The sequence below is a fragment of the Micromonospora sp. CPCC 205539 genome, from assembly GCF_036906815.1.
Taxonomy (GTDB): Bacteria; Actinomycetota; Actinomycetes; order Mycobacteriales; family Micromonosporaceae; genus Micromonospora.
The window spans coordinates 1-17,692 of sequence record NZ_JBAKHW010000022.1; the positions used below are offsets into that span (position 1 = coordinate 1).

Annotated in this window: 18 protein-coding genes; 10 read left to right on the plus strand and 8 right to left on the minus strand. The window is 71.7% G+C overall.

Annotation, left to right across the window (positions count from 1 at the left end; all coding sequences use genetic code 11):
- Nucleotides 1–114 precede the first annotated feature (114 nt).
- From V6V47_RS20150 to V6V47_RS20165, 4 genes are all read right to left on the minus strand, one after another.
- Nucleotides 115–1,164, minus strand: coding sequence for an aldo/keto reductase (locus V6V47_RS20150; RefSeq protein WP_334629843.1), 1,050 nt, complete (start codon nt 1,162–1,164; stop codon nt 115–117).
- Between the two features lie 128 nt (nt 1,165–1,292).
- Nucleotides 1,293–2,801 (minus strand): phosphoesterase, encoded by a 1,509-nt coding sequence (locus V6V47_RS20155; protein WP_334629844.1) that lies wholly within the window; start codon nt 2,799–2,801, stop codon nt 1,293–1,295.
- Nucleotides 2,802–2,915: 114 nt separating this feature from the next.
- Nucleotides 2,916–4,880, minus strand: a complete 1,965-nt coding sequence (locus V6V47_RS20160) for a Xaa-Pro dipeptidyl-peptidase (protein ID WP_334629845.1) — start codon at nt 4,878–4,880, stop codon at nt 2,916–2,918.
- Between the two features lie 85 nt (nt 4,881–4,965).
- Nucleotides 4,966–5,628 carry a hypothetical protein gene (locus V6V47_RS20165; protein WP_334629846.1) on the minus strand — a complete coding sequence of 221 codons (663 nt, stop codon included), beginning with the start codon at nt 5,626–5,628 and terminating at the stop codon, nt 4,966–4,968.
- Between the two features lie 400 nt (nt 5,629–6,028).
- On the opposite strand from V6V47_RS20165, the gene V6V47_RS20170 reads away from it, so the two are divergent.
- Nucleotides 6,029–6,991 (plus strand): helix-turn-helix transcriptional regulator, encoded by a 963-nt coding sequence (locus tag V6V47_RS20170; protein WP_334629847.1) that lies wholly within the window; start codon nt 6,029–6,031, stop codon nt 6,989–6,991.
- A 51-nt stretch (nt 6,992–7,042) separates the two neighbouring features.
- A complete protein-coding gene (locus tag V6V47_RS20175) occupies nt 7,043–7,696 on the plus strand; it encodes a DUF6624 domain-containing protein (protein ID WP_334629848.1) in 654 nt (217 codons plus the stop codon).
- Between the two features lie 25 nt (nt 7,697–7,721).
- On the opposite strand, the gene V6V47_RS20180 is transcribed toward V6V47_RS20175, so the two are convergent.
- Nucleotides 7,722–8,114, minus strand: a complete 393-nt coding sequence (locus V6V47_RS20180) for a winged helix-turn-helix transcriptional regulator (RefSeq protein WP_334629946.1) — start codon at nt 8,112–8,114, stop codon at nt 7,722–7,724.
- Nucleotides 8,115–8,210: 96 nt separating this feature from the next.
- Here V6V47_RS20180 and V6V47_RS20185 point away from each other — a divergent pair, with 96 nt between their 5' ends.
- Nucleotides 8,211–9,068: an SDR family oxidoreductase gene (locus V6V47_RS20185; RefSeq protein WP_334629849.1), complete on the plus strand. Its 858-nt coding sequence runs from the start codon at nt 8,211–8,213 to the stop codon at nt 9,066–9,068.
- 67 nt (nt 9,069–9,135) lie between these two features.
- On the opposite strand, the gene V6V47_RS20190 is transcribed toward V6V47_RS20185, so the two are convergent.
- Together V6V47_RS20190 and V6V47_RS20195 are read right to left on the minus strand one after the other, a co-directional pair.
- A complete protein-coding gene (locus tag V6V47_RS20190; RefSeq protein ID WP_334629850.1) occupies nt 9,136–9,492 on the minus strand; it encodes a hypothetical protein in 357 nt (118 codons plus the stop codon).
- An 82-nt stretch (nt 9,493–9,574) separates the two neighbouring features.
- Nucleotides 9,575–10,273: a TetR/AcrR family transcriptional regulator gene (locus V6V47_RS20195; protein ID WP_334629851.1), complete on the minus strand. Its 699-nt coding sequence runs from the start codon at nt 10,271–10,273 to the stop codon at nt 9,575–9,577.
- A 62-nt stretch (nt 10,274–10,335) separates the two neighbouring features.
- Between V6V47_RS20195 and V6V47_RS20200 the strand changes: the two genes are divergently transcribed.
- From V6V47_RS20200 to V6V47_RS20220, 5 genes are all read left to right on the plus strand, one after another.
- Nucleotides 10,336–11,172, plus strand: a complete 837-nt coding sequence (locus tag V6V47_RS20200; RefSeq protein ID WP_334629852.1) for an alpha/beta fold hydrolase — start codon at nt 10,336–10,338, stop codon at nt 11,170–11,172.
- 141 nt (nt 11,173–11,313) lie between these two features.
- Nucleotides 11,314–12,201 carry an ion transporter gene (locus tag V6V47_RS20205; RefSeq protein WP_334629853.1) on the plus strand — a complete coding sequence of 296 codons (888 nt, stop codon included), beginning with the start codon at nt 11,314–11,316 and terminating at the stop codon, nt 12,199–12,201.
- A gap of 86 nt (nt 12,202–12,287) precedes the next feature.
- Nucleotides 12,288–13,457: an acyl-CoA dehydrogenase family protein gene (locus tag V6V47_RS20210; RefSeq protein ID WP_334629854.1), complete on the plus strand. Its 1,170-nt coding sequence runs from the start codon at nt 12,288–12,290 to the stop codon at nt 13,455–13,457.
- Nucleotides 13,457–14,302, plus strand: coding sequence for a phosphate/phosphite/phosphonate ABC transporter substrate-binding protein (locus V6V47_RS20215; protein WP_334629855.1), 846 nt, complete (start codon nt 13,457–13,459; stop codon nt 14,300–14,302). Before V6V47_RS20210 ends, V6V47_RS20215 begins: the two co-directional genes overlap by 1 nt.
- Nucleotides 14,299–15,516: a ferritin-like domain-containing protein gene (locus tag V6V47_RS20220; protein WP_334629856.1), complete on the plus strand. Its 1,218-nt coding sequence runs from the start codon at nt 14,299–14,301 to the stop codon at nt 15,514–15,516. Before V6V47_RS20215 ends, V6V47_RS20220 begins: the two co-directional genes overlap by 4 nt.
- A gap of 22 nt (nt 15,517–15,538) precedes the next feature.
- On the opposite strand, the gene V6V47_RS20225 is transcribed toward V6V47_RS20220, so the two are convergent.
- The gene (locus V6V47_RS20225; protein ID WP_334629857.1) at nt 15,539–16,036 is read right to left on the minus strand and encodes a GNAT family N-acetyltransferase; all 498 of its coding nucleotides are present in this window, start codon (nt 16,034–16,036) and stop codon (nt 15,539–15,541) included.
- Nucleotides 16,037–16,152: 116 nt separating this feature from the next.
- On the opposite strand from V6V47_RS20225, the gene arsB reads away from it, so the two are divergent.
- On the plus strand, nt 16,153–17,241 hold the full coding sequence (gene arsB / locus V6V47_RS20230; RefSeq protein WP_334629858.1) for an ACR3 family arsenite efflux transporter: 1,089 nt from the start codon (nt 16,153–16,155) through the stop codon (nt 17,239–17,241).
- An 11-nt stretch (nt 17,242–17,252) separates the two neighbouring features.
- Nucleotides 17,253–17,651: an arsenate reductase ArsC gene (locus V6V47_RS20235; RefSeq protein ID WP_334629859.1), complete on the plus strand. Its 399-nt coding sequence runs from the start codon at nt 17,253–17,255 to the stop codon at nt 17,649–17,651.
- Nucleotides 17,652–17,692 lie beyond the last annotated feature (41 nt).

Below are 17,692 nucleotides of genomic sequence, written 5' to 3' on the forward strand. Positions count from 1 at the left end.
GGCCGGGGGCGGAGCGGGGGCGGGGCGGGGCGGGGCCGGGAGCGGGGGGCCGGGAGCGGGGGGCCGGGAGCGGGGGGCCGGGAGCGGGGGGCCGGGAGCGGGGCCGGGGCGGGTTTAGGCTGCTGCCCGCTCCGACAGTGGGCGTCGCCGCCGCGCCGGATCGGTGAGCGCCGGCGAGGACCAGGCCCCGTCGGGCTGGTACAGGTTCGTGCCGGGTGCGACGATCTCGTCGATCCGGTCCAGCACCTCGTCGCTGAGGGTGAGATCCGCGCCCGCCAGCAGTCCGTCGAGGTGGTCCATGGTGCGGGGGCCGATGATCGCCGAGGTGACGCCCGGGTGTGCGACCGTGAACGCCACGGCCAGCTCGGGCAGGGTGCAGCCCATCTCGTCGGCGAGCGCGAGGAGCTGATCGACCGCGGCGAACTTGGCCGCGTTCCCCGGCAGCTCGGGGTCGAACCGGGCCGGGGTGAGGGCGGGTCGACCGGTGCCGAGGTCGACCGGCTGGTCGGACCGGTACCGGCCGGAGAGGAACCCGGAGGCGAGCGGGCTCCAGACCAGCACCCCCATGCCGAGGCGCTCGCAGACCGGCAGCACCGACGTCTCGATCCCGCGGGCCACGATCGAGTACGGCGGCTGCTCGGTGCGGAACCGTCCCAACGCCCGTCGCTCCGCGACGTGGTACGCCTGCACGATCTCGTCCGCCGGGAACGTCGAGCAGCCGAACGCCCGGATCTTCCCAGCCCGGACCAGGTCGGTGAGCGCGCCCAGCGTCTCCTCCAGGTCGGTGGTGTGGTCCGGCCGGTGCACCTGGTAGAGGTCGATCCAGTCGGTGCCCAGCCGACGCAGGCTCTCCTCCACCTCCCGGACGATCCAGCGCCGGGAGTTGCCGCCGCGGTTGGGCCCCTCACCCATCGGGAAATGGACCTTGGTGGCGAGCACCACGTCGTCGCGCCGCCCGCGCAGGGCCTTACCGACGATCACCTCCGACTCGCCGGCGGAGTACATGTCGGCGGTGTCGACGAAGTTGATGCCCCGGTCCAGCGCGGTGTGCACGATGCGGGCGCAGTCGTCGTGGTCGGGGTTGCCGACCGCGCCGAACATCATCGTGCCGAGGCAGTGGACGCTGACCTGGATACCCGTACCGCCGAGGACGCGGTAGCGCATGAAAGTCCCCCGATAAGTCTGCGCCGCGCGGACGGGGGCGGCGATCCCCGTCGGGCCAACCTAGACATTCGAGCGCACTCGAGGTCAAGGTAGAACCGGCGCGGGTACGCCGCCCCCGTCGCAGTGCGTCAGCGCACGTGCACGAACACCGGGTTCGAGTAGAACCACAGGTCGTCCCACGGGCTCTCCAGCCCGTCGGCCAGCGGCTCGGCCTCATCCGTGCTGGTCCCCCGGACCCGGGCGTAGGTGTCGGCCTCGACATTGCGCAGCGTGTGCCGGATGACGTAGTCCGCGCCCTGGCGACGCCAGTCCCGCGGGCCGAACCGGGCCACCACCTTGGTGGTGGGGTTCGTGTCGGCGTCCAGGTTGGCGCTCGGACCGGTGATCTGGCCGACGATCAGGTCGACCCGGCGGACCTCGGGGTGGTCGCCGTTGCCGTTCAGGCCGCTCAGCGGGCGGAACGTGATCTCGATGTCGACGTCGGTACGGCTGCGCCGGCTGATCGTGATGGTCTCGCCCACGTCGGCCGTCCGACCCTGGGACTTGGCCGTGACGTCCAGGCTGCGGATCAGGTCACCGGTGGTCACCCAGATCCGGCCGTTGCGCAGGCCGTCCATGATGTCGCCGTAGTCCTGGCGGGCGTGCACGTAGGTCTTGCTGTACTCGCCCGGCCAGAAGTCGGAGCCACCACGGGTCCAGTGCACGTGCGAGTCCGAGGTCGCCGTGATCCACCAGCGCCGGCCCTCGCCGAGCAGTGCATCCCACAGGCCGCCGACCCGCGCGGTCATCTGGTCGAAGCCGCCGTACGTGGGGTGGTTGCCGTACCCCCCGCGCTTGCCGCCGTTGAGCGGGCCGGCCTGGTGGCCGGGCGCGCCCTCGAAGCCGATGTAGATCTCCGGGGCCGCGTTGTTGCCGTTGCGGAACTCGCGCGGGGTGTCCTGGCCGTAGACGCCGAGGCCGGGCGCGGACCGGGACGTGTGGTGGGCGATCACCAGCGGCTGGTGCGGCATCCCCCGGGCGACCTTGAGGAACTCCACCATCCTGGCCTCGGTGTCCCGAGCCGGGTCGGTGGGGAACGCGTCGTACTTGGCGAAGCGGCTCTCCAGCTCGAACAGCTGCTTCGCCTCGTCGTCGTGCCGGGGAATCATCAGCGTGTGGTGGTCCAGCGACGGCGCGTCGAACTCCATGCCCCAGAACTGCAGCACCTCGGGGACGAGCTTGCGCGAGCGCAGCAGGTCCGGGTACGCCTGCTCGATGTTCACCTTCGAGTGGGTCGGGCCACCGTGGTCGGTGCACATCGCCCAGGTCAGACCGAAGTTCTTCGCCATGATGGCGTTGGTGACGATCGGGTAGACCGCGTCCGCGCCCTTGTGGAAGACGATCGGGCTCTTCGTGGTGTCGAACTCACCGCTGTACTCCGAGTGGACGTGGTGGTCACCAGCGCGCCACGCCCGGTTCCGGGAGCTGCCCCGGTCACTGTGGTCGTCGCCCGGCCGGCGCTCCTCGTCGGCCCGCGCCGCGCCGCCGCCCACCAGCGGGCTCGCGGCGGCCAGCGTGGCGCCGACGCCCGCGTACTTGACCAACGTGCGGCGCGACAACTGCGCGCGCTCGGCCTCTTCGGGTTGCTTGTCCCTCACGTGGGAGCCTCTCCTCGATCAAGCCAATGCTCTTTCTCGGAGGAGCCTCGGAGAGGGTGGTGAACACCCGTTGTACGTGGTGCGGGCCCACGATGAACACCCCGATCGATCCGGTCAGGGCACCTGCCGCTTGTCGTGCGGGGTGGTCCGGGCCGGTGCCGGCTGCGCGGGTGGCACGGTGACGACCGGCGGTACGGCGGCGACCGGGGGTAGGCCGGCCCGACCGGCGAGCGGGAGCGTCAGCTCGCTACGACCGAGGTCGACGCGGACGGTGGCGTTCCGGTCGTCGGTCTCGGTGAACTCCGGGTCGCTCTGGCCGAGCACCAGGCCGAGCACGTGACCAGCGGGCAGTACCGCGTCGTAGGCGTTCAGCGGGACGGTCACCGTGTACCAACGGTCCGGCCGCAGCGGGGTGCTGAACCGCAGTGAGCGGTGGTGCGCCGCGTCCAGCCAGCCTCGGGTCAGCACCGCGTGGTCGGTGACCTCGGTGATCTCCTCGGTGTCCCGGTAGCAGGCGTCGTCGGCGGGCGTGGACGCTCCCCAGCAGGATTCGGTGCCCAGCGTCCGCACCCCTTCGGAGCTGCCGTAGTTGATCCGTTCGGCGGTGCCGTAGTCGACCAGCCGGGCGGTCAGCTCGGTGGTGGGCCGGTCCACCCGGACCCGCAACCGCACCGACGGGCTGCCGGAGATCCGTACCGGCGCGGTGAGCGCGCCGGAGAGGAAGACCAACCGGCCGGGGGTCGCGGTGCTCGGCTCGGCGACCAGCGCCGACTCGGTCAGCGACTCGTCGGCGTACGCCCGCTCGGTGCCCGGCCTGGCGCGGCGTCCGCCGAGGGTGCCGGTGACGCCGTCCCCGCCACCGAGGGCGACCCGGACCGCACGGGTGCCGGCCGCCGGCCAGTCCCGCTGCGTCGTCCACGTCCCCGGAGCGGTCTCCAGGTCGACCCGTGGCTCATTCATGACCCCGTTACGCAGCCCCTGCAACCAGTAGTCCAGCCAGCGGTGCAGGGCCGTCACCCACTCGGCGCGCCGGACATCGAACGGGTCCTCGTGGCCGGCCTGGTAGAGCCAGAGCTTGCGGGGTACGCCCTGCTCGGCCAGCTCCTGCCACCAGCGGGCGAACTGGTTGGTGGTGACGTTCAGGTCGTTGACGCCGTGCGCCACGAACACGCTGGCCCGGACCTTGCCGGCAGCGGGCCGGTAGTCGCGTTGCGCCCAGTAGCCGTTGTAGTCACCGGACTCTTCGGCGCTGTCCGCACGCAGCCGGGCCAGCTCGTCGGCGCAGGCCTCGTCGGTGCGCCCGTTGACGTACGAGTGCAGGTAGCCGGGGTAGTCGGCGGCCCGGAGCACGCCGTTGTAGCGCTGGTAGTCGTACCAGCTGGAGATCGCCGAGATCGGCACGATGGTTGCCAGCCCCGGCACACCGGTGGCGGCGACCCCGTTGGCGACCGAGCCGTCCCACGATTTGCCGATCATGCCGACCCGGCCGGTGCTCCAGGCCGCGTTGACCGGCCTGCCGTCGGCGGTGAAGGCGCGGCCCCGTCCGTTGAGCCACTCCACCACCGCCTTGGCACTGCCCACCTCGGCCGGACCGCCGACGTCCTCGCAGCCGGTGGAGCGGGCGGTGCCGGCGAGGTCCACTGCGGCGAACGCGTAGCCGCGCGGGACGAAGTAGTTGTCGTAGAACAGCGGCGCCTTGGCGATCACGCCGGCCGCGTCGTACGTCTTGCGCTCGCTCTCGTTGCCCCGCCCGCAGCAGAGGTAGTAGGGCGACGCGTCCATGAGAACCGGCACCCGGACCCCTGCCGCAGCGGCCTCCCAGGGCCGGACCAGGTCCACCGCCACCCGGTCCCGCACGCCATCGCCGTCACTGTCCGCCCGGGTCTCCACCCAGACGCTCTCCCGGATCGCGTCGGCGTAGGAGTACGCGGGGACCGTCTTCTCGCCGACGATGTGCGGCGGGACGGGACGGGATTGTGGGGTGGCGGGCGCGGCGGCCACCGGCGCGCTCGGCAGCGCCACGAGCAGCAGGCTGGCCAGGACCGCGGCGGTCAGGGCACGGGTGCGGGCAGTCGACATCGGTGGCCTCCCCAGGACACGACGCGTGGATCAATATTCCACCGCATCGATTCCCTCTTGCCTAGACCCCGGGTCGCTGTCCTCGTCAGATCCGGGCCCGGGGCAGCCAGCCGAGGAAGCGGAGCCGCGCTCGGGGCAGCGGCAGCGTCGGCAGGTCCTGGGCCGCGGCGACGAGGCAGGAGCCGAGGTACACGGCGAGGGCGGCTCGCGCGCCACCGAACTCGGCGAGGAGTTGACTCTGCTTGGTGGCGCAGGGCCACTCGCGACCGCAACCGGTGCAGGTCCAGCTCGGGGCACTTGGCAGGTGTTCCGGCAGCTTCGTCCGGCGGTAGCGGCCCACCACGCTGTTGTCCGAGCGGAGGTCACGTCGGCGGGGCACCGGGCGCGCGTTGGGCGTCGCGGGTGGACGGGCAGCGGGCAGGTAGCGCCGAACGGTGCTGAGGAGCACACCGACGCGGATCAGGGCGTCCGGTCCGACATGGTGGGCCAGCAGCGCCGTCAGCAGGTAGTGCCCCAGCAGGTCGATGTCGTCGCGGTTGAGGCCCAATTCGCGGCAGAGGTCGACGAATTGGGGCGTCGCCAGCGGCACCCGGTCCTCGAGTGCGCGGCGCAGCACCTCGCGCAGTGGGCCGCCGAGGCTCTCCAGCCCGGTCACCTCGCCCAGACCCCGGCTGCCCTGGTCCGCCACCCGCGCCAGCGTCTCGGCCACGATCAGCCGAACGACGCGGTCAGGATCGGTACTGTCCAACGGTCACCCCTCCCGCTGGCCGGTCACCCGGCGCGGCCCGTCCGTCCTCCGACGTCCGGGGAATGCGAACAGAATTCCGCTGCTGCGTCCGGAGTGACTAGGACAGCAGGCGCATGATCCGCGCCGGGATAGTCGGAAAGCGAAGTCGACCAGCCGACAGTCCCTGGTGGAGCGGCGGAGCGGCGGGCAACCTGATGACAATTGTCGTATGGTGAAAATCCCACCAGCAGACATTTGCCTGGCGGGGACCATCAGCGATCTGCTCAACCGCCACTGCCGCAACCCGGTCGCCGCCGTCCCGCTCGCGACGCTCCGCCCCGCTCCCCACGTCCGGCCCGACCGGACGCCCCGACCGTCGGTCGACCTCCCGGCGGCACCCCGTCCCCGACGGAGACAGCGGATGACGTCACCACTGCACGCCCAGGTATTCGAGAGCCGGGATCCAGCGGAGATCCACGAATTCCTGGCCGCGACGTACGACCCGGCTCTGCGCCTCGGTGGTGGAGAGGATGGGTACCGGCTCGTCCACCGTCGCGTCGACACCGGGCCCTTCGCCCTCGCCACCACCGGCCAGACGGCAGACCTCGACATCCGCGTCGACGACATCGGAGGGCTGGTCGTCTGTCGTACCCGCACCGCCCGCGTCGAACGCGCCTGCGACGGATCGGCCGACCGGTTCGACCCCGGCGACGTCTTCCTGGTCACCCGACCCCACCTGCCCGGCGCTCTGCGCTGGGAGCCCGGCGAGGTGGAGATCTGTGTGCTGGACCTGGCGGTGCTGGCGCAGGTCGCGACCACCGCGCCGGCCCGGCGACCCGGCCAGATCCGGTTCACCGACCTGGGCCCCGCCACGCCGGCCCTCGCCCGGCAGTGGCGGAACACCACCCGGTACATCACCGACGTCGTGCTGACCAACCCGATCACCAGCGCGCAGCCGCTGGTGATCGGTAACGCCGCCCGGATGCTCGCGGCGGCGGCCCTCACGGTCTTTCCCAACACGGCGGTCACCGACCCGACGACCAGCGACCAGCGAGACGCCAGCCCCGCCACAGTGCGCCGGGCGGTCGCCTTCATGGACGAACACGCCGACCAGGACATCACCGCGGCCGACATCGCCAGCGCCGCCGGCGTCTCCCTGCGGGCGGTGCAGCTCGCCTTCCGTCGGCATCTCGGCACCACCCCGATGGCGTACCTGCGTCGGATCCGGCTCGATCGCGCCCACCACGACCTGGTGCGGGCCGACCCCCGCCGGGACACCGTGTCGGCGATCGCGAGCCGGTGGGGATTCGCCAGCCACAGCAGGTTCACCGCCCGGTACCACGCCAGCTACGGCGTGCCACCCCGCGAGACCCTCAACACCTGACCGGTTGTGAGGCGGAGTGAGGCCAGCGACAATCGGCGCCGGGAGGATGACGTGAAGGTTGTGCCGCGGGTCCTGTCAGCACTTGCCGTGCTCGCGGCTCTCGCCGCGTGCGACCTTCCGCCCGAGCCGACTGACGACCCGCCACCCAGCACGCCAGCGGCCAGCACGTCGGCGCCGCCCACCACGCCCTCCCGACCCGCCCCCTCCCCCGCGCGCTTCAACAAGGCTCTGCACGACGAGCTGGTCGCGATGCTGAAACGCGACCAGGCCGATCGCGAGGGCAAGCCGCAGAGCGAGTCCGACCAGGCGCGTACCGCCCGGTTGAAGGAGATCATCCGAACGTACGGCTGGCCGACGCTCTCTCTCGTCGGCAAGGACGGCGAGGACGCCGCGTGGGCGATCGCCCAGCACTCCGACCTGGATCCCGCCTTCCAACAGGAGGCGCTGGAGTTGTTGCGCGCGGCCGTGGCGGCCCGCCAGGCGTCGCCGGGCAACCTCGCCTACCTGGAGGACCGGGTCGCGGCGGGCAAGGGCGAGCCCCAGGTGTACGGGACACAAGTCCGCTGCGGCCCGGACGGTCCCGTCCTGGCGACTCCGATCAAGGACGAGTCGGGCGTCGAACAGCGGCGAGCCCAGGCCGGCCTGCCCACCCTGGCCAGCTACCTGGCCGAGCTGACGGCGATCTGCGCCGAGGACGGCAACTGACGCCCCGACCGGCCTGACCGCCGAATCAGCGGTCGCGCTCGTGGGCGTCGCGGGCGGTCTGCAGCTCGGGCACCGAGGCCTCGAGCAGGTCGGCCAGGCCACGTAGCTGCTCGGCGACCCGGGTGCCGAGGGGGGTCAGCGAGTATTCGACGCGCGGCGGGATCGCCGTGAGGACCTCGCGGGTCAGCATGCCGTCGCGCTCAAGGGTCTGGAGGGTCTGGGAGAGCATCCGCTCACTCACCCCGTCGATGCGCCGACGCAGCGCGTTGAACCGGTACCGACCCTCGCCGAGCGCCAGCAGGGCCAGCGACGCCCATTTCGAGGTGACGTCCTCGAAGGCGGCACGGGAGGTGCAGCCCCGCGCGAAGACATCGCTCACGAGTTCCTGGGAAGGCCCCTCCGGGCCCGGTGTCGGCATGTCGCTCACCTCACCAGCCTAGCCCAGGCTTACGCATCAGCGAGTGCTGTAGATTCGTAAGTGCTTACTGATTCGCCGCCACTCTCGGAGGTTGTCATGCCCACGTATGCCGTCACTGGCGCCACCGGCCGGCTGGGCCGCCTGGTGATCGAGCGACTGCTCGACACCGGCGTACCCGCCGCCGACATCGCCGCCATCGTCCGCACCCCGCAGAAGGCGGCCGACCTCGCCGCGCGTGGTGTCGAGATCCGCCAGGCCAACTACGACGACCCGTCGACGCTGCCCGGGGCCGTGGCCGGCGTCCGCCGCCTGCTGCTGATCTCCGGCGACACCCCCGGCCAGCGGGTGGCCCAGCACACCGCGGTCATCGACGCGGCCAAGCTCGCCGGGGTCGAGCGGCTGGTCTACACCAGCATCCTGAAGGCCGACACCACCACGAACCCCCTGGCGCCGGAGCACAAGGCCACCGAGGAGGTCCTCGCCGCCTCGGGCCTGCCCTACACCGCGCTGCGGAACGGCTGGTACACCGAGAACTACACCGACCAGCTGCCGCAGTACCTGCAGACCGGCACGATCCTCGGTGCCACCGACGGCAGCGCGGTCTCCGCCGCGACCCGGGCCGACTACGCGGCGGCGGCCGCCGCGGCGTTGACCCGTACGGAGGACGGCAACGCCAGCTACGAGCTGGGCGGCACCGCCTTCACCTTCGACGAGTTGGCCACCGCCGTGACCGAGGTCACCGGCACGAAGGTCGTCCACCAGGACCTGTCGGCCGCCGAGCTGGCCTCGGCGCTGGAGAACGTCGGGCTCGACGCGGGCACCGCCGGCTTCGTCGCCGCGCTCGACCACTCGATCGCCATCGGCGAGCTGACCACCGACAGCGACGACCTCAGCCGGTTGATCGGCCGGCCGAGCACCCCGCTGCGCGACGCCATCCAGGCCGCGCACGCCTGACCGCCCTCGCGTCGAGGCGTGCGGTGACCGCACAAGCCCGCCGCCCGCCTCGACCGGCCAGGCCCGACTACTCCGGTTCGTCGGCCTGCTCGGTCAGTTCGGCAAGGACGTCGGCCGCGTCACGGTTGCCACCATCGGCGAGTCGGCGCAGCTCGGCGATATCCACCCGCTCGGCCGCCAGCTCGACGAGCTGATCGGCCGCGTCACGGTCACCGCCGTCGGCCAGCCGCCGCAGCTCGGCCATGTCACCGCGTTCGGTGGCCAGCTCGACGAGCTGCGCGGCCGCGTCGGTGTTACCCCCGTCGGCGAGGCGGCGCAGCTCCGCCAGGTCGCCCCGCTCACCGGCGAGCTCGACGAGCTGGTCGACCGCGTCCCGGTCACCGTTCGCGGCCCGTTCCCGCAGGTCCGCAAGATGGTCTGTCATGGTCGCACCTTTCACCTGGCTGACGCGCGACCGCGTTCTCCTGATCAGAACCTAGGCCACCCGTCGGAGGGTGGCGGGCCTTTCAGCCCTCCGTGGTCGGCTCGGCCATCAGCAGCCCGGTCAGCAGGCTGCGCAGGGTCCGCTCGAAGAGGTCCGTCTGCGGCGCGGGCGCGGAGGGCTGACTGAAGGCCGCGACCAGGTGCGGGTACGCCGTCAGGTCGGCGCCCGCGAGGTCGAGGGACCCGGCGGCGGCCTCGCTGCGGGCGAAGAGGGTCACGACACCGGTCACCATCGCGATCGCCTCGAACTTGGCGGTGACGGCGCTCCGGACCGGCTCCAGGATCCGCAGACAGGTGTCGAACCAGGCCAGGCTCTCCGGGCCGATGGCGGACGGCCGGTGGATGACCTCGACCAGCCACCGATGGCGCCGGTGCAACGCCAACTGCCGACGGGCCAGCAGCAGCATCGAGTCCAGCCACTCCCCCTGCGCCTGCGGATACGGCCGCAACTCTCCCACGACCCGATCGGTCATCAGGTCCAGCAGGTCGTCCCGGGACGACAGGTACCGGTAGAGCGATCCGGCACCGGTGCCCAGCGCGGCGGCGACGGCACGCATCGACACCGCGGTGAGACCTTCGGCGTCGGCCAACGCGATGGCGGCCACGACGATCTCGTCCCGACTGTGCGCCGGAGTCGGACCGCGGCTACCCCGTACGGGCCTGGTCCAGATCGGCTGCCGGTCGGCGTCACCGTCGCCGGGCTTCGTTGCTGCGTCGCTCACCGACCTACTGTAAACTGCAAACGTCGTTCGCAGTTTGGTCAACACGGAAGGGTGGGCCGGTCATGGAGCAGATCAGGGCACGAGACGGCGCGACGATCGTGCTGCACTCCACGGGAGCAGGGCCCGGGATCGTCGTGGTGCACGGCGGCGGGGTCACCATCGACATGTACCGTCGGCTGGCCGCAGCGCTCGCCGACCGGTTCACGGTGCACCTCTACAACCGGCGCGGCCGGGCGGACGCCCCGCCCCGGTCGGAGCCCTACACCTTCGACCAGGACATCGACGACCTGGCCGCGGTGCTCGAGCACACCGGCTGCGGCAACGTCATCGGCCACAGCTCCGGCGGCTTCATCGCCCTCGAGGCCGCGCTCCGGCTGCCGATCGAGCGGCTCGCCCTCTACGACGCCGCGATCTGCATCGACGGCGGCTTCCCCGCAGACTGGCTCGACTCCGCGCGGGCGGCGCTGCGCGCCGGTGACACCGCCAAGGGTCTCGCCATCACCGCTGCCGGCATCAACCCGCAGATGGCGGCGGCGAGGCTCCCGCTCCGCGTACGGATCGCCATCACCCGCGCCTTCCTGCGGACCCCGATCGGGCGCATGATGGGCGACCTGCTGCCGATGACGCTGGACGAGTCGGCCCTGATCCGGGCGCACGATGGCCCGGCCAGCCAGTGGGCAGGGGTCACCGCGGAGGTGCTGTTGGCCTACGGCGCCGACGGCCCGCCCTACTACGCCGGGCTCAACGACGCGCTGGCCGGCGCGCTGCCACGAGCCCGGACGGTGACGATCCCGCGCAGCGGCCACGACGCCATCAACCGGGCGTACCCGAGAATGGTCGACCCGCTGGTCGACTTCTTCGCGGCCCCGGTGTCACCCGAGCGGACCGGCCACGTCTGACGGGTCAGACCGCACGGTCCAGATGGGACGGTTACACCGGCGGACCACGGAGTGGACGGTCCGCCGGGAGGTGCGGCTCGCGGATAGTCTGTGGGTCATGCCCGCCCACCGCCACCACGAGACCATCGAGCTGGCCGACGGGTGAGTCTGGTCCACGGCTGCCGCCGGATCGCCCGGTCGCGCCCCTTCGAGATCGTCATCGTCGTCGTCATCCTCGCCAACGGGGTGGTGCTCGGTCTCGAGACCTACAAGGGCCTGAGCCCGGCGAACATGGCGCTGCACTGGCTGGAGCTGTTCTTCCGTACCGTCTTCGTCGTCGAGATCGGCATCAGGCTGACGGCGTACGGCCGCCGCCCACAGGACTTCTTCCGGCACGGCTGGAACGTCTTCGACTTCGCCGTGATCGCGGCGATCTTCATACCGGGGCTGCACGGCGACTCGGCGCTGCTGCGCGTGGTGCGGGTGGCCCGGATGGTCCGGCTGGTCCGCTTCTCACCAGGCCTGCGTACCATCGTCTCCGCCCTGTGGCGCAGCCTGCCGGGCGTCGGCGGCTTCCTCGCGTTGGCCGTGGTGACGCTCTACGTGTACGGCATGGCGGGCTGGTTGATCTTCGGCAGCAGGTATCCCGACGAGTACGGCGACATCGGCCGCTCCCTGCTGACGTTGTTCGTCCTGCTCTCCCTGGAGACGCTGCCGGACCTCATCGCCCAGGGCATGGCGATCTCGCCCTGGACGCTGCTCTACTACGTCAGCTACGTGCTCATCACCGTCAACCTGCTGCTCAACATCCTCATCGCCGTCATCGTCAACTCGATGGAGGAGGCCCGCCGCCTGGAGATGACCGAGGGTCTGGCCGGCGGGTACGACGCGGACGGCGACGGCGTGCCGGACGAGATCGACCGCATCGCGCTCACTCAGCGGCTGGACGACCTGCGGGCGGTCATCATCGAGCTGGAGCGGGAGCTGCGGATCGACCGGGACGACGGATCCGGCCGGGCGCACCGCGAGAACGCCGGCCGGGACCGCTGAGACGGGCCGTCACGGCTCGCGCGGCGATCTCGGCATCGGATAGTGTCGATGGCGGTCCCATTGATCAGACTGAAGGGACGGCTGACATGACAGCCAGTGTCGACAATGCCCACTCCCGAACCAACGGCCTGGAAACGCTCGGCGCGCTCATCGACGATGTGATCCGACCTCAGGCACCGACCGTCGATCGAGACGGAGCATTTCCACGGCAGAGCATCGACGCCCTCGCCGCAGCCGGTCTCCTCGGTCTGGCCTCCTCGACCGAGGTCGGGGGTGGCGGCCAGGGCATGCGCGCGGTCGCCGAGGTCATCGAACGGCTGGCCGCCGAGTGCGGGTCGACCGCGATGGTCGTCCTCATGCACTACGCGGCGGCGGCCGTCATCGAGGCCCACGGCCCGCGCGAGGTCCGCGAGGCCATCGCCGCCGGCGACCATCTGACCACCCTGGCCTTCTCGGAGTACGGCTCCCGCAGCCACTTCTGGTCGCCGACCGGCACCGCCACGGCGGCCGACGACGGCACGGTACGCCTCGACGCCAGGAAGAGCTGGGTCACCTCCGCCGGCGAGGCCAACAGTTACGTCTGGTCGAGCCTTCCGCTGACCTCGGGCGCGGGGCCGATGACGCTGTGGCTCGTCCCGGCCGGCAGTTCGGGCCTGAGTGTCACCGGCGACTTCGACGGGCTCGGCCTGCGCGGCAACGGCTCCCGGCCGATGACGGCCGACGGGCTCCGGGTCCCCGCCGACGCGCGCCTGGCCGCCGACGGCGCCGGCCTCGACACCGCGCTGGGCGCGGTCCTCCCCTGGTTCCTGGTGCTGAACGCCGCGTTCTGCCTCGGCCTCGCGGACAGCGCGGTCGCCGAGGCGGGCCGGCACCTCACCGCGACCACGCTCACGCACACCGGGGCGGCCCTCCGTGACGCGCCCGTCACCCGACGCAGCTTCGCTCAACTGAAGATCCGCACCGACGCCCTGCGCGCCTTTCTCGGCGACACCCTCACCGCGCTGGAGACCGGCCGCGCCGACGCGACGGTGCGGGTGTTGCAGGTCAAGGCACTCGCCGGCGAGACGGTCGCCGAGGTGACCGACGGCGCGATGCAGCTCTGCGGCGGCAGCGCCTTCCGCAAGGAGCTGGGCCTCGAACGCCGGTTCCGCGACTCCCGCGCGGCGCGGGTGATGGCGCCGACCACCGACGCCCTGCACGACTTCGTCGGCCGCATCGCCACCGGGCTGCCGCTGCTGGACGAGGCCAACCGCTGATGCCGGCACCAGCCGTCCTGATGGGCGCGGTCGCGTACGACCCCAAGGTGGTGACCATCTGGGAGGGGTTCCGCACCTGGCTGCGCGGTCGCGACCTGGACTTCGACTTCGTCCTCTACTCCAACTACGAGCGGCAGGTCGAGGACCTGGTCAGCGGGCGGATCGACGCGGCGTGGAACTCTCCGCTCGCCTGGCTGCGGGCCGAACGGCTGGCGGCGGCCCGCAGCAGCGCGGTGCACGCCCTCACGATGCGCGACACCGACCGGGATCTCACCTCGGTCGTGGTGGTGCGCGCCGACTCGCCGGTGCGTCAGATCGAGGACCTCGCCGGGCTGACGGTCGCCGTCGGTGCCGTGGACAGCCCGCAGGCGACGCTGATCCCGCTCGGCCACCTCGCGGCCGCCGGGGTCGAGGTCGACGTACGCCGGTTCGACGTCGGCGTCGGCCTGCACGGCGACCACATCGGCGGCGAACGCGACGCCGCCCGGGCCCTCGTGGCCAAGGAGGTGGACGCCGCCTGCATGATCGATGCCAACCACCTGGCCTTCGTCCAGGAGGGCACGCTGCCGCCCGAGGGCACCCGGATCGTCGCGCAGACCGCGCGGTTCGACCACTGCAACATGACGGTCCGCGACCCGACGTCCGCGGGGGTCCAGCTCTTCGGCACGCTGCTGCGCGGCATGTCGTACGCCGATCCCGAGGTCCGGCCGTTGCTCGACCTCGAAGGGTTGACGGCCTGGGAGGACGGCCGCACCACGGGGTACGACGCCCTCGCCCGTGCGGTCGACGCGAGCGGCTTCTACGCCACCGACGGGCGGGTGACGGCACTGGACTACCGGCCGTGAGCACCCCACCGGTCGCCGACGTCGAGATCCACCTCGGTGGTCTGGGCTTCGGCCGGGGCGCGCACCTGCTGGTGCAGCGCGCCCTGGCCAACCTGCCGCCCGGCGGCCGGGTGGCGGTCTCCGGCCGCGACCCTGCCCTACGGGTGCACCTGCCGGCCTGGTGCCGCGGGCGGGGGCATCGCGTCGACTGGCCGGATCCGGCCGACCGGAGCGAGTTGGTGGCGGTGGTCGTGCGCGGCACGGCGGATGACGACCGCTGGTTCGGCGCGGAACGGGCCGGCCCGGCCCTTCCGTCGGCGCTCAGCAGTCGACCGCCCTCCCGCTGGGGGCTCGGCGCCCGCGGTGCACTGCTCGAGGCCGGCGGCCCCGAGGCCCGCTTCGATCTGGACGACCGCGATCTGGTGTGGGCCGACATCGCCCCCAAGCTGTACGCGCAGGCAGCCGCCCGGCAGTGGGACCCGGAAGCCGCCGTTCCGTGGGACGACTCGTTCGCGCTGCCGGCCGACGTCGAGGCCGCGGTGGTGCAGGTGATGACCTACCTGGTCGAGAACGAGCAGGCCGCACTCGTGGTGCCGGCCCGGTTCGTCGGCCGAATCCATCCGCACTTCCGCGAGGTGACACAGCTGCTCGCCGTCCAGATGGCCGACGAGGCTCGGCACATGGAGGTGTTCAACCGGCGGGCACTGCTCCGGGGCACGGAGTTGGGCACCTCGTCGGCCGGTGGTCGTCAGTCCCTCTTCACGCTCGTCGCCGAATCGGATTTCGCACTGGCCTCGTTCCTGCTATCCGTGCTCGGCGAGGGCAGCTTCATCGACCTCCTCTCGTTCCTGGAACAACACGCACCGGACCCGGTGACCCGTCGGATCTGCTGGCTCGCGATGCAGGACGAACGCCGGCACGTCGTGTTCGGTATGGCGCACCTGGAGCACCAGGCATCGGTGGACCCGGGGCTGCGCGACCGTCTCCGCGCGGCCATCCACCGCCGCCACGACGCGCTCATGGACACCGCGGGTCTCAACGCGGACGTCTTCGACGCGCTCGTGGTGCTCGCGGCGGGCGGCTGGCACCCCGATGACGTGGCCGCAGGCTTCGACCGGGTGCAGGAGTTGCAGCACGCCATGGACCAGGGCCGTCAGCGCCGGCTCGTGCGGCTGGGCTTCCGGCCCGACGAGGCGGCCGCCCTCTCCGCCCTGCACACCCGCAACTTCATGTAGGGCCACGCGAGCCGGGTGAAGCTCAGGCGACGACGGGACTGCGACGCTCCAGCAGGACGACATCCCGCCAGCGGTCGTGGTGGCGACCGACCCGCTCGCGCACACCGATCACCCGGAACCCGGCCCGCTCGTGCAGGGTCAGGCTGGCGACGTTCTCCGGGAAGACCCCGGACTGGATGGTCCAGATGCCGGCGGCCTCGGTCGAGGCGATCACCGCGCCCAGCAGCAGCCGGGCGACCCCACGTCGCCGCGCGGCCGGGTCGACGTAGACGGAGTGTTCCACCACGCCCGCGTAGACCGCTCGGGTCGAGGTCGGCGAGACGGCGATCCAGCCCAGAATGTTGTCGTTGTCGTCGACGGCGACGAAGCGGTGCCCGGTCAGCCTGGCGGCGTCGAACGCCGCCCAGGTCGGCGCGGCGACCTCGAAGCTGGCGTCGCCACCGTCGAGCCCGGCCTGATAGATCGCCAGCACCCGGTCGGCGTCGCCAGCAACCATCGTGCGGACGGTGAGCTCGGCCATGAGCAGGTTCCCTTCGGGTGGGGGCGGATCCGCACGAGGAGGAGTCAACCTCGGCAGAGATTTGCATGCTGATTAGACAGGTGTCAACCTAGAGGCATGTCGAAGCAAGAGCGCCCGTGAGGACCAGCACCGCTCCCCGGACCAACCCGGCCGCAAGCGCCGTCGTCGGCCGACTCTCCCGCCTCGACCAACTCCTGCCGGCCTGGATCGGCCTGGCCATGGTCGCCGGGCTGCTTCTCGGGCGCCTGAGCCCCGGCCTGGACAGCGCCCTGGACGCGGTGCGGGTCGGCGGGATCTCCCTGCCGATCGCCATCGGCCTCCTGATCATGATGTACCCGGTGCTGGCGAAAGTCCGCTACGACCGGCTCGGCACCGTCACCGGCGACCGCCGACTCCTGACCTCCTCCCTGATCCTCAACTGGCTCGTCGGTCCCGCCGTGATGTTCGCCCTGGCCTGGTTCTTCCTGGCCGACCAGCCGGCGTACCGGACCGGCCTGATCATCGTCGGCCTGGCCCGCTGCATCGCCATGGTCGTCATCTGGAACGACCTCGCCTGCGGCGACCGGGAGGCCGCCGCCGTCCTGGTCGCACTCAACTCCGTCTTCCAGGTTCTCGCCTTCGGCCTGCTCGGCTGGTTCTACCTCGCCGTACTCCCCGACTGGCTGGGGTTGCCCGGCACCGAGCTGACCGCCTCGGCGTGGGAGATCGCGCGCAACGTACTCATCTTCCTCGGCATCCCCCTGCTCGCCGGCTACCTCACCCGCCGCCTCGGCGAACGCGCCAAGGGCCGCGACTGGTACGAAGCGCGCTTCCTGCCGAAGATCGGCCCCGCAGCCCTCTATGGACTGCTGTTCACGATCGTGATCCTGTTCGCCCTGCAGGGCGACGCCATCACCAGCCGACCCCTCGACGTCGTTCGCATCGCCCTGCCACTGCTGGTGTACTTCGCGCTGATGTGGGCCGGCTCCTACGCTCTCGGCCGCGCCATCGGTCTCGGCTACGCACGCACCACGACCCTGGCGTTCACCGCCGCCGGCAACAACTTCGAGCTCGCCATCGCCGTCGCGATCGGCACCTTCGGCGTCGCGTCGGGCCAAGCCCTGGCCGGGGTCGTCGGCCCGCTGATCGAGGTGCCCGTCCTGGTCGGGCTGGTCTATGTCTCCCTATGGGCGCGCGGCCGTTACTTCACCCCAGCTGACCGGTAAGGAGACCCACCATGACCGACAAGCCCAGTGTCCTGTTCGTCTGCGTCCACAACGCCGGCCGCTCCCAGATGGCCGCCGGCTGGCTGCGCCACCTCGCCGGCGACACCGTCGAGGTCCGCTCCGCCGGCTCCGCCCCCGCCGGGACGATCAACCCCGCCGCCGTCGCGGCCATGCACGAGGTCGGCATCGACATCACCGGCCAGACCCCCACGCTCCTGGAGTACGCCACCGCCGAGTCCTCCGACGTCATCGTGACGATGGGGTGCGGCGACGCCTGCCCGGTCTTCCCCGGCAAGCGCTACGAGGACTGGAAGCTCGACGATCCGGCCGGCCAGGGCGTCGAGGCCGTCCGCCCGATCCGCGACGAGATCCGTACCCGGGTCGAAAAGCTCCTCGCCGAGCTGCGCTAGCAGCGTGAGGTGCAGGCAAGCCCGGGTGGTGCGTACAGTTT

Bases quoted from the DNA above. Each gene is read 5' to 3' on its own strand.
- V6V47_RS20150 (WP_334629843.1), bottom strand. From the start codon at position 1,164: ATGCGCTACCGCGTCCTCGGCGGTACGGGTATCCAGGTCAGCGTCCAC.
- V6V47_RS20160 (WP_334629845.1), bottom strand. From the start codon at position 4,880: ATGTCGACTGCCCGCACCCGTGCCCTGACCGCCGCGGTCCTGGCCAGC.
- V6V47_RS20170 (WP_334629847.1), top strand. From the start codon at position 6,029: ATGACGTCACCACTGCACGCCCAGGTATTCGAGAGCCGGGATCCAGCG.
- V6V47_RS20180 (WP_334629946.1), bottom strand. From the start codon at position 8,114: ATGCCGACACCGGGCCCGGAGGGGCCTTCCCAGGAACTCGTGAGCGAT.
- V6V47_RS20185 (WP_334629849.1), top strand. From the start codon at position 8,211: ATGCCCACGTATGCCGTCACTGGCGCCACCGGCCGGCTGGGCCGCCTG.
- V6V47_RS20190 (WP_334629850.1), bottom strand. From the start codon at position 9,492: ATGACAGACCATCTTGCGGACCTGCGGGAACGGGCCGCGAACGGTGAC.
- V6V47_RS20200 (WP_334629852.1), top strand. From the start codon at position 10,336: ATGGAGCAGATCAGGGCACGAGACGGCGCGACGATCGTGCTGCACTCC.
- V6V47_RS20210 (WP_334629854.1), top strand. From the start codon at position 12,288: ATGACAGCCAGTGTCGACAATGCCCACTCCCGAACCAACGGCCTGGAA.
- V6V47_RS20215 (WP_334629855.1), top strand. From the start codon at position 13,457: ATGCCGGCACCAGCCGTCCTGATGGGCGCGGTCGCGTACGACCCCAAG.
- V6V47_RS20225 (WP_334629857.1), bottom strand. From the start codon at position 16,036: ATGGCCGAGCTCACCGTCCGCACGATGGTTGCTGGCGACGCCGACCGG.
- V6V47_RS20235 (WP_334629859.1), top strand. From the start codon at position 17,253: ATGACCGACAAGCCCAGTGTCCTGTTCGTCTGCGTCCACAACGCCGGC.